Source organism: Salmonella sp. 741265055_HSA (assembly GCF_046569525.1).
GTDB classification, from domain to species: Bacteria; Pseudomonadota; Gammaproteobacteria; order Enterobacterales; family Enterobacteriaceae; genus Salmonella; species Salmonella enterica.
In genome coordinates this window covers 1-10,963 of record NZ_JBKFSQ010000063.1, presented here as the reverse complement: position 1 = coordinate 10,963, position 10,963 = coordinate 1, and the positions used below count along the sequence as shown (strand labels likewise).

Here is a 10,963-nt window from a genome sequence, read left to right as displayed (position 1 = left end):
AGCACTGCCCAGGTCCAAAATGGCAAGTAAAATAGCCCTAATGGGATAGGCTCTTGGAAATGCAGAGAAAAAACGCCGCAAAACGCGGCGTTGACAAGGTATTTTTACAGCATTCGCCTGTTGGCGCAGTGCTTATTCGCCCGCTTTCGCCCAGGTATCACGCAGGCCCACGGTGCGGTTAAAGACCAGCTTATCGGCCGTTGCATAGCGGCTGTCGAGGCAGAAGTAGCCTTCACGTTCAAACTGGAAAGCTTTCCCTGCTACCGCCGCTTTCAGCGACGGCTCGCCATAACCCTGCTTAATCACTAATGATTCGGGGTTGATAACGGACAGGAAGTCCTCCGCGGCGCCCGGGTTCGGCACGCTGAACAGACGGTCGTAGAGACGAATTTCAATCGGCAACGCATGTGCTGAGCTAACCCAGTGGATTACGCCTTTCACTTTACGCCCGTCAGCCGGATCTTTACTCAGCGTATCGGCATCATAGGTACAGAAGATGGTGGTGATATTCCCTTCGGCATCCTTCTCTACGCGCTCCGCTTTAATGACGTAGGCATTACGCAGACGCACTTCTTTGCCCATCACCAGACGCTTGTACTGTTTGTTCGCTTCTTCGCGGAAATCTGCGCGATCGATCCAGATCTCACCGCTAAACGGCACTTCACGGCTGCCCATCTCCGGTTTATTCGGATGGTTAGGCATGGTAACCATTTCGCTCTCGCCCTGCGGGTAGTTTTCGATAACCAGTTTTACCGGATCGATTACCGCCATCGCGCGAGGCGCGTTTTCGTTCAGATCTTCGCGAATGCAGGATTCCAGCGACGCCATCTCAATGGTGTTGTCCTGCTTGGTGACGCCGATGCGTTTGCAGAACTCACGGATAGAAGCCGCGGTATAGCCGCGACGGCGCAGACCGGAAATAGTCGGCATACGCGGATCGTCCCAGCCTTCGACGTGTTTGTCGGTCACCAGCAGATTCAGCTTACGCTTGGACATCACGGTGTATTCCAGATTCAGCCGCGAGAATTCGTACTGGCGCGGGTGAACCGGAATGGTGATGTTGTCCAGCACCCAGTCGTACAGACGACGGTTGTCCTGGAACTCCAGCGTACACAGAGAATGAGTAATGCCTTCCAGCGCATCGCTGATGCAGTGAGTAAAGTCGTACATCGGGTAGATGCACCACTTCGTGCCGGTCTGATGATGCTCGGCGAATTTAATGCGATACAGCACCGGATCGCGCATCACGATAAACGGCGACGCCATGTCGATTTTAGCGCGCAGACAGGCTTTACCCTCTTCAAAACCGCCGGTACGCATTTTTTCAAATAGCGCGAGGTTCTCTTCGACGCTGCGATCGCGGAACGGGCTGTTTTTACCCGGCGCGGTCAGCGTACCGCGGTATTCGCGGATCTGCTCCGGCGTCAGCTCATCAACGTAGGCCAGGCCTTTATTGATTAGCTCGACCGCATAGGCGTGCAGTTGGTCAAAGTAATCGGAGGAGTAGCGAATATCGCCAGACCAGTGAAAGCCTAACCACTCGACGTCGTTTTTGATCGAATCAACGTACTCGATATCTTCTTTTACCGGGTTGGTGTCATCGAAACGCAGGTTGCACTGGCCCTGATAATCTTGCGCAATGCCAAAGTTCAGGCAGATAGATTTCGCGTGGCCGATGTGCAGATAGCCATTCGGCTCCGGCGGAAAACGGGTATGGACAGTGGTATGTTTACCACTCGCCAGATCTTCATCAATAATCTGACGAATAAAGTTAGTCGGGCGGGCTTCAGCCTCACTCATCGTGGATTCCTCAAAGCGTAAACAACGTATAACGGCATATGATCTTATAAGCCGGACAGACTGACAACCTTTAGTTACTTAAAAAGTGGCTTTGCAGAAAATATTGGGGCTAATTGCGGTAAAAAAAAGCGGCGAAGGTTTCCCTCTGCCGCTTATGTTTTTTGTGATATCGCCGGATGACGTCTTACGCCTTATCCGGCCAGGAAGCGATTATTTGCTCTTGATCTCGTACAGCGGCGTTTGACCCGCTACCACGTGACCATCCGCTTTGATGACCAGAGCGCTGAAGTCATCGCTGTTGCTGCAAACAACCGGGCTTATCATGGAGCGCGCATTGGCATTCAGGAAGTCCAGATCCAGTTCCAGCACCGGCTGCCCCGCCGTGACTTCCGCACCCTCTTCTACCAGACGCTTGAAGCCCTGACCGTTCAGCGCGACGGTATCGATACCCATATGGACAACGATCTCCGCGCCTTTCTCGGTTTCCAGACAGAACGCGTGGTTAGTGTTGAAGATTTTCACGATAGTACCCGCCGCCGGAGAAACCACGGTTTTATCGGTGGGTTTCACCGCCACGCCGTCGCCGACCGCTTTGCTGGCGAAAGCTTCATCCGGTACCTGATCCAGCGCCACTACCTCACCGGTAATCGGAGAGACCAGTTCAGCGATAGTCACCGCATTCGGCACCGCCTGGGGTTTGGCCGCCGGAGCAGGTGTCGCAACGTGAGCCGCATCAGCAGACGCTGCCGCGACCGGTCCCCGCGCCACCACTTTCTTCATTTCATCGCCAATCGATTCCGCTTTCGCGCCGACAATAACCTGAATGGTCTGTTTGTTCAGTTTCACCACGCCGGAAGCGCCGAGGCGTTTGCAGGCCGCATCGTTGACGCGAGCAGAGTCATTCACGGTCAGGCGCAGACGGGTAATACACGCATCGATCGCTTTCAGGTTGTCCGTACCGCCAACCGCAGCAATATAGCTGGTCGCCAGTTGCGTTAACCCTTCTTCGGTGTTGCTGTTGGCTTCTTCCGTTACCATCTCATCAACTTTATCTTCGCGGCCCGGCGTTTTCAGGTTAAACATACGAATAACCGCGCTGAACAGCAGGAAGTAGATGATAAAGAATACAACGCCCATCACCAGCAACATCCAGACGTTATTGCTGGCCGCTGGCAGGTTATACATCAGAACATAGTCAATAGCGCCTGCCGAGAAAGAGAAGCCCGCATGGATACCCAGCAACGTCGCGACGAACAGGCTGATACCGGTCAAAATGGCGTGCAGGAGGTACAGCAGCGGTGCCAGGAACATAAACAGGAATTCCAGCGGCTCGGTTACGCCGGTCAGAAACGCGGTGATCGCGACAGACAGCAGCATACCGCCCACCATCGGACGACGTTCTTTCGGCGCGGCGAAATACATCGCCAGAGCGGCGCCCGGCAGACCAAACATCATGATCGGGAAGAAGCCGGACATAAACATCCCCGCCGTGCCGTCGCCAGCATAGAAGCGGTTGATGTCGCCGTGGAATACAGTGCCTGCGGCATTGGTGAATTCGCCAATCTGGAACCAGGCGATGGTGTTCAGTACCTGATGCAGACCGGTTGGGATCAGCAGACGGTTGATGAAGCCAAAGATACCGGAACCCAGCGCGCCTGCGGAAACGATCCATTCACCGCCCGCATGGATGCCATGCTGTACCGGCGGCCAGACGTAACCGAAAATAGCGGCCAGCACCAGACAGAAAAAGCCCGTTGCGATCGGCACAAAACGTTTTCCACCGAAGAAACTGAGAAAATCAGGCAGTTTGATACCAGACCAGCGATTATAAACCGCGCCGCCGACCAGACCGGTAATAATCCCCGCCAGCACGCCCATGTTGATTTCCGGGTTAATCGTCACCATCGCTTTGGTCATGACGAAGTAACCCACGGCTCCCGCCAGCGCTGCCGCGCCGGCGCTATCTTTAGACCAACTGGATGCCACGCCGATAGCGAAAACCAGTGCCAGGTTATCGAAAATAGACCCGCCCGCTTGCGCGATAAACGGCATATTCAGCAAATCTGGTTGGCCGAATCGCAGCAACAACGCTGCCACCGGCAACACGGCGATAGGGAGCTGCAACGCCCTACCCAGCCGCTGGAAAAAACCTAAAATATTCATCTTATTCCCCCTATGAGACGCCGATATGGCTTCTTTGAAGCCGTTTTTTATTGTGCTGCAAACGTTAAAAACGTGATGTTCTGTAATCGAACGGTGAGATCATCTTCTGCAGAGTGTGTGGAAAATTAATTCGCCTCGCAAATTAAACGGGTGTTTTTTGTGATTATAATCACTAAATATCGTAATTACCCCCACCATCCACTGGCTAACACGGAAAACTTATTTTATGATTCAAAAAATCAGGACGGATTGAACACGAACCCTGGATATCCAGGTTACGCTTAATACGATCCGCCAAATTTTGACATTGATTATTGAGGTGAAGAATGAGACTGATCCCCCTGAGTACCGCAGAACAGGTTGGCAAATGGGCCGCTCGCCATATCGTTAACCGTATTAATGCGTTCAAACCGACCGCCGATCGTCCGTTTGTCCTTGGACTGCCTACCGGCGGCACGCCGCTAACGGCGTACAAAGCGCTGGTTGAGATGCACAAAGCGGGCGAGGTCAGCTTTAAGCATGTGGTCACCTTTAATATGGACGAATATGTTGGCCTGCCGAAAGAGCACCCGGAAAGCTACCACAGCTTTATGCATCGTAACTTTTTCGATCACGTTGATATTCCAGCAGAAAACATCAATCTTCTCAACGGTAACGCACCGGATATCGATGCAGAATGCCGTCAATATGAAGAAAAAATTCGTTCTTACGGTAAAATCCATCTGTTTATGGGCGGCGTCGGCAACGACGGTCACATCGCCTTTAACGAACCGGCTTCTTCCCTGGCTTCCCGTACCCGTATCAAAACGTTAACCCATGATACTCGCGTAGCGAACTCCCGCTTCTTTGACGGCGACGTAAACCAGGTGCCGAAATACGCGCTGACGGTAGGCGTAGGCACGCTGCTGGATGCGGAAGAAGTGATGATTCTGGTGCTGGGCCATCAGAAAGCCCAGGCGCTGCAGGCGGCGGTTGAAGGCAACGTCAACCACATGTGGACCATTAGCTGCCTGCAACTCCATCCGAAAGCGGTTGTGGTATGCGATGAGCCGTCCACAATGGAACTTAAAGTTAAAACATTGAAATATTTCAATGAATTAGAAGCAGAAAATATTAAAGGTCTGTAATGTTGTCTCCGCCCCGCCAGTCAATGCGGGGCGGTAAATTTTTGATATCGGGGGTCGGAATGTATGCTTTAACCCAGGGCCGGATCTTTACCGGTCACGAAATTCTTGATGACCATGCGCTTGTTGTCGCTAATGGCCTGATTGACCGCGTTTGTCCGATGGCCGAACTGCCGCCGGGAATAGAACAACGCTCATTGAATGGGGCCATTCTCTCCCCCGGTTTTATTGATGTGCAGCTAAACGGCTGCGGCGGCGTGCAGTTTAACGATACCGCAGAAGCCGTCAGCGTTGAAACGCTGGAAATTATGCAGAAAGCCAATGAAAAATCGGGCTGTACTAACTTTCTGCCAACGCTTATCACTACCAGCGATGAATTGATGAAACAGGGCATTCGCGTCATGCGCGAATACCTGGAAAAACATCCGCACCAGGCGCTGGGTCTCCACCTGGAAGGGCCCTGGCTTAATCTGGTAAAAAAAGGCACCCATAATCCTGATTTCGTACGTAAACCAGACGCTGCGCTGGTCGATTTCTTGTGCGATAATGCCGACGTCATCACCAAAGTTACACTCGCGCCGGAAATGGTGCCTGCTGACGTAATCGCTAAACTGGCGAATGCGGGCATTGTGGTTTCCGCAGGCCACTCCAACGCGACGTTAAAAGAGGCAAAAGCGGGCTTCCGCGCCGGGATTACCTTTGCGACTCACCTGTTTAACGCGATGCCGTACATTACAGGGCGTGAGCCGGGCCTTGCTGGCGCTGTTCTGGACGAAGCGGATATTTATTGCGGCGTTATCGCCGATGGTCTGCATGTCGACTATGCCAACATTCGCAATGCCAAACGCCTTAAAGGCGACAAACTTTGTCTGGTGACAGACGCCACCGCACCGGCGGGGGCCAATATTGAGCAGTTCATTTTCGCAGGTAAAACAATATACTACCGCAATGGACTGTGTGTGGATGAAAACGGTACGTTGAGCGGTTCGTCCTTAACCATGATTGAAGGCGTACGTAACCTGGTCGCGCATTGCGGCATCGCGCTGGATGAAGTGCTGCGTATGGCAACGCTCTATCCGGCACGCGCTATCGGCGTTGATAAGCATCTCGGTAGCATTGCGCCGGGTAAAGTCGCCAACCTGACCGCGTTCACCCACGATTTTAAAATTATCAAGACCATCGTTAATGGTGACGAGGTCGTTGACTTGAGTAAGTGAGAATATGACACCAGGCGGACAAGCTCAGATAGGTAACGTTGATCTCGTAAAACAGCTTAACAGCGCGGCCGTTTACCGCCTGATTGACCAGCATGGTCCTATCTCGCGCATACAAATTGCCGAGCAAAGCCAGCTTGCTCCCGCCAGCGTAACGAAAATTACGCGTCAACTCATTGAACGCGGGCTGATCAAAGAAGTCGATCAGCAGGCCTCTACCGGAGGCCGCCGCGCTATCTCTATCGTCACGGAAACCCGTAACTTCCATGCCATTGGCGTTCGCCTGGGCCGTCATGACACCACTTTAACGCTCTACGATCTGAGCAGTAAAGTGGTCGCTGAGGAGCATTATCCGCTACCGGAGCGCACCCAGGAGACGCTGGAACATGCGCTGCTCAACACTATCGCCGTCTTTATTGATAGCTGTCAGCGTAAAATTCGTGAATTGATCGCTATCTCGGTGATCCTGCCAGGGCTTGTCGATCCGGAAAGCGGCGTGATTCGTTACATGCCGCACATTCAGGTTGAAAACTGGGGACTGGTCGAAGCGCTGGAAAAACGGTTTCACGTTACCTGTTTCGTGGGACACGATATCCGTAGCCTGGCGCTGGCGGAACACTACTTCGGCGCCAGTCAGGATTGCGAGGACTCGATTCTGGTGCGCGTTCATCGTGGTACAGGCGCCGGGATTATCTCCAACGGACGCATCTTCATTGGCCGTAACGGCAACGTCGGCGAAATTGGGCATATTCAGGTGGAGCCGTTGGGTGAGCGCTGCCACTGCGGTAATTTCGGCTGTCTGGAAACCATTGCCGCCAATGCGGCGATTGAACAACGGGTGCTGAATTTGCTTAAACAAGGGTATCAAAGCCGTGTTCCGCTTGACGACTGCACGATTAAAACCATCTGTAAGGCGGCAAACCGGGGCGACAGCCTGGCCTCGGAAGTCATTGAGCATGTTGGTCGCCATTTGGGCAAAACGATCGCCATTGCTATCAACCTGTTTAATCCGCAAAAAATCGTCATTGCCGGCGAGATCATTGAAGCCGATAAAGTCCTGTTGCCCGCTATCGAAAGCTGTATCAATACGCAGGCGTTAAAGGCCTTTCGCAAAAATTTGCCGGTGGTACGCTCCACGCTGGATCACCGTTCTGCTATCGGCGCATTTGCCTTAGTTAAACGCGCCATGCTCAACGGAACATTGCTGCAACGTTTGCTGGAAAGTTGATGCGCTCTTATAGTATCGGATTATTCACAAATTCCCTGGGTAGTTCATGACCATCAAGAATGTAATCTGCGATATCGACGGCGTGCTGATGCACGACAACGTAGCCGTACCCGGTGCGGCGGAATTTCTGACGGGGATTCTGGAAAAAGGTCTGCCGCTGGTGCTGCTGACCAATTACCCGTCGCAAACCGGCCAGGATCTGGCGAACCGTTTTGCTACCGCTGGCGTTAACGTGCCGGACAGCGTGTTTTATACGTCAGCAATGGCGACAGCCGATTTTCTGCGCCGTCAGGAAGGTAAGAAAGCGTATGTCGTGGGCGAAGGCGCGCTCATTCACGAGCTCTATAAAGCGGGTTTTACTATTACCGATGTGAACCCTGATTTTGTCATCGTTGGAGAGACCCGCTCCTACAACTGGGACATGATGCATAAAGCAGCATTTTTCGTCGCCAATGGCGCGCGCTTTATCGCCACCAACCCGGATACCCACGGTCGCGGCTTTTATCCGGCCTGCGGCGCGCTGTGCGCAGGCATTGAAAAAATTTCCGGCCGGAAGCCGTTTTATGTCGGCAAACCCAGCCCGTGGATCATCCGCGCGGCATTAAACAAAATGCAGGCGCACTCGGAAGAGACCGTTATCGTCGGCGACAACCTGCGCACTGACATTCTGGCGGGGTTCCAGGCCGGTCTGGAGACCATTCTGGTGCTTTCAGGCGTATCAACAATCAATGATATTGACAGTATGCCGTTCCGCCCAAGCTGGATTTACCCTTCCGTCGCTGAGATCGACGTTATCTAAACCTGTCCTCTGCCTGATGACGCATAGCTTTCAGGCCTACGGTTCGAACAACATTGTAGGTCTGATAAGCGAAACGCCATCAGGAAAAACATAATTCAATTAATCCACGATAAAACTGAAGATCCATCAATAAATCCGCGCAATATGTAATCATTTTTCACTAATCAACAATGACGATTGCATTTTTCATTTTTCAGACCGTAATCCCCTTGCGCCTTCCACGCCTTTGCGGCATTTTTTAGTCAAGCAAACACAAAAAGTACGACGCAACAGATTAACGGAGAAGGCTATGTGTTCTATTTTCGGCGTATTCGATATCAAAACAGATGCAGCGGAACTGCGTAAAAAAGCCCTTGAACTGTCACGCCTGATGCGCCATCGCGGCCCGGACTGGTCCGGCATCTACGCTTGCGATAACGCGATTCTCGCACATGAACGCTTGTCGATTGTTGATGTTAACGCCGGCGCCCAGCCCCTGTATAACGCCAGAAAAACCCACGTACTGGCGGTGAACGGTGAAATTTATAACCATCAGACGTTACGCGCGGAGTATGGCGATCGTTACGCGTTCCAGACAGGCTCCGACTGCGAAGTTATCCTCGCGCTGTATCAGGAAAAAGGGCCGGATTTCCTTGACGATTTACAGGGGATGTTCGCCTTCGCCCTGTATGACAGCGAAAAAGACGCTTATCTGATTGGTCGTGACCATATCGGTATTATTCCGCTCTATATGGGCTATGACGAATTCGGCAACTTCTACGTAGCGTCAGAAATGAAAGCGCTGACCCCGGTCTGCCGCACCATTAAAGAGTTCCCGGCGGGCAGCTACCTGTGGAGCAAAGACGGCGAAATTCGTCAGTACTATCAGCGCGACTGGTTTGAGTTCGATGCGGTAAAAGACAACGTCACCGACAAAAACGCGCTGCGTCAGGCGCTGGAAGAATCTGTGAAAAGCCACCTGATGTCCGACGTCCCTTACGGCGTGCTGCTCTCCGGCGGTCTGGACTCGTCGGTTATTTCGGCAATCACCAAAAAATTCGCCGCCCGTCGCGTCGAAGATCAAGAGCGCTCCGAAGCCTGGTGGCCACAGTTGCACTCTTTTGCGGTCGGTCTGGAAGGTTCGCCTGACCTGAAGGCGGCCCAGGAAGTGGCTAACCACCTCGGCACCGTGCATCATGAAATTCACTTCACCGTGCAGGAAGGCCTTGATGCCATTCGTGATGTTATCTATCACATTGAAACCTATGACGTGACCACTATCCGTGCCTCAACGCCAATGTATCTGATGTCGCGTAAGATCAAAGCGATGGGCATCAAAATGGTGCTCTCCGGCGAAGGTTCCGATGAGGTGTTTGGCGGCTACCTGTACTTCCATAAAGCGCCGAACGCCAAAGAGTTACATGAAGAGACGGTCCGTAAGCTACAGGCGCTGCATATGTATGACTGCGCCCGCGCCAACAAAGCGATGTCCGCCTGGGGCGTGGAAGCGCGCGTACCGTTCCTGGATAAAAAATTCCTCGACGTGGCGATGCGTATCAACCCACAGGATAAAATGTGCGGTAACGGCAAGATGGAAAAACACGTGCTGCGCGAGTGCTTCGAGTCTTATCTGCCAGCAAGCGTCGCGTGGCGTCAGAAAGAGCAGTTCTCTGACGGCGTAGGCTATAGCTGGATTGATACGCTGAAAGAGGTGGCGGCGAAACAGATTTCCGATCAACAACTGGAAACCGCCCGCTTCCGCTTTCCATACAACACGCCGTCGTCTAAAGAGGCGTATCTGTACCGCGAAATTTTTGAAGAGCTGTTCCCGGTGCCAAGCGCGGCGGAATGCGTACCCGGCGGCCCGTCTGTGGCCTGTTCTTCCGCCAAAGCCATTGAGTGGGATGAAGCATTCAAAACGATGGATGACCCGTCAGGCCGCGCGGTCGGCGTGCATCAGTCAGCGTACCAGTAAATTAACGATGACGAAAGAGCCCTTAGGGGCTCTTTTTTTATAGCAAACCACTTTCGGAAAAACGATTAATAACCAATAATTGCCGAATATTGCGCCACGCTGTTCGCAACCTAACCAAACAGACACTTTCCGACGTTTTTCGATGAAAAAGAGGTTGACGCTTCAAGGCTCAATACGCATAATGCGCCCCGCAACGCCGATAAGGTAACGCGAAAAAAGATGGCTACGTAGCTCAGTTGGTTAGAGCACATCACTCATAATGATGGGGTCACAGGTTCGAATCCCGTCGTAGCCACCATCTTTTTTGCGGGAGTGGCGAAATTGGTAGACGCACCAGATTTAGGTTCTGGCGCCGCAAGGTGTGCGAGTTCAAGTCTCGCCTCCCGCACCATTCACCGATAAGCGTTGTACGGATGGGGTATCGCCAAGCGGTAAGGCACCGGTTTTTGATACCGGCATTCCCTGGTTCGAATCCAGGTACCCCAGCCATCGAAGAAATCATCTGGCTACGTAGCTCAGTTGGTTAGAGCACATCACTCATAATGATGGGGTCACAGGTTCGAATCCCGTCGTAGCCACCATATTCAGAACGCGTCGAGGTATTCGACCGGTTCGAAAATAATTTGTTGGGGTATCGCCAAGCGGTAAGGCACCGGATTCTGATTCCGGCATTCCGAGGTT

7 protein-coding genes and 4 tRNA genes are annotated in these 10,963 nt (G+C 52.7%); 9 read left to right on the top strand and 2 right to left on the bottom strand.

Going from position 1 to position 10,963, the window contains the following annotated elements; all coding sequences use genetic code 11:
- Positions 1-132: 132 nt before the first annotated feature.
- On the bottom strand, positions 133-1,800 hold the full coding sequence (glnS, locus tag ACLD4K_RS21375) for a glutamine--tRNA ligase (protein WP_080250823.1): 1,668 nt from the start codon (positions 1,798-1,800) through the stop codon (positions 133-135).
- Between the two features lie 210 nt (positions 1,801-2,010).
- Positions 2,011-3,963, bottom strand: coding sequence for a PTS N-acetyl glucosamine transporter subunit IIABC (gene nagE, locus ACLD4K_RS21370; protein ID WP_001023069.1), 1,953 nt, complete (start codon positions 3,961-3,963; stop codon positions 2,011-2,013).
- 326 nt (positions 3,964-4,289) lie between these two features.
- Between nagE and nagB the strand changes: the two genes are divergently transcribed.
- The 9 genes from nagB (at position 4,290) to ACLD4K_RS21325 (ending at position 10,863) form a co-directional block, all read left to right on the top strand.
- Positions 4,290-5,090 (top strand): glucosamine-6-phosphate deaminase, encoded by an 801-nt coding sequence (nagB, locus tag ACLD4K_RS21365; RefSeq protein ID WP_001237059.1) that lies wholly within the window; start codon positions 4,290-4,292, stop codon positions 5,088-5,090.
- Positions 5,091-5,149: 59 nt separating this feature from the next.
- The gene (gene nagA / locus ACLD4K_RS21360; protein WP_000271186.1) at positions 5,150-6,304 is read left to right on the top strand and encodes an N-acetylglucosamine-6-phosphate deacetylase; all 1,155 of its coding nucleotides are present in this window, start codon (positions 5,150-5,152) and stop codon (positions 6,302-6,304) included.
- Positions 6,305-6,308: 4 nt separating this feature from the next.
- Positions 6,309-7,529 carry a DNA-binding transcriptional regulator NagC gene (gene nagC / locus ACLD4K_RS21355; RefSeq protein WP_000187578.1) on the top strand — a complete coding sequence of 407 codons (1,221 nt, stop codon included), beginning with the start codon at positions 6,309-6,311 and terminating at the stop codon, positions 7,527-7,529.
- Positions 7,530-7,575: 46 nt separating this feature from the next.
- Positions 7,576-8,328, top strand: coding sequence for a ribonucleotide monophosphatase NagD (nagD, locus tag ACLD4K_RS21350; protein ID WP_000153143.1), 753 nt, complete (start codon positions 7,576-7,578; stop codon positions 8,326-8,328).
- 289 nt (positions 8,329-8,617) lie between these two features.
- Positions 8,618-10,282, top strand: a complete 1,665-nt coding sequence (gene asnB, locus ACLD4K_RS21345) for an asparagine synthase B (RefSeq protein ID WP_000337041.1) — start codon at positions 8,618-8,620, stop codon at positions 10,280-10,282.
- 221 nt (positions 10,283-10,503) lie between these two features.
- Positions 10,504-10,580, top strand: a tRNA-Met gene (locus ACLD4K_RS21340).
- An 8-nt stretch (positions 10,581-10,588) separates the two neighbouring features.
- A tRNA-Leu gene (locus ACLD4K_RS21335) sits at positions 10,589-10,673 on the top strand.
- A gap of 23 nt (positions 10,674-10,696) precedes the next feature.
- Positions 10,697-10,771 (top strand) — tRNA-Gln (locus ACLD4K_RS21330).
- 15 nt (positions 10,772-10,786) lie between these two features.
- A tRNA-Met gene (locus tag ACLD4K_RS21325) sits at positions 10,787-10,863 on the top strand.
- The last annotated feature ends 100 nt before the right edge of the window (positions 10,864-10,963 follow it).

Coding starts and splice junctions, on each gene's coding strand:
- glnS (WP_080250823.1), bottom strand. CDS start 1,800: ATGAGTGAGGCTGAAGCCCGCCCGACTAACTTTATTCGTCAGATTATT.
- nagE (WP_001023069.1), bottom strand. CDS start 3,963: ATGAATATTTTAGGTTTTTTCCAGCGGCTGGGTAGGGCGTTGCAGCTC.
- nagB (WP_001237059.1), top strand. CDS start 4,290: ATGAGACTGATCCCCCTGAGTACCGCAGAACAGGTTGGCAAATGGGCC.
- nagA (WP_000271186.1), top strand. CDS start 5,150: ATGTATGCTTTAACCCAGGGCCGGATCTTTACCGGTCACGAAATTCTT.
- nagC (WP_000187578.1), top strand. CDS start 6,309: ATGACACCAGGCGGACAAGCTCAGATAGGTAACGTTGATCTCGTAAAA.
- nagD (WP_000153143.1), top strand. CDS start 7,576: ATGACCATCAAGAATGTAATCTGCGATATCGACGGCGTGCTGATGCAC.
- asnB (WP_000337041.1), top strand. CDS start 8,618: ATGTGTTCTATTTTCGGCGTATTCGATATCAAAACAGATGCAGCGGAA.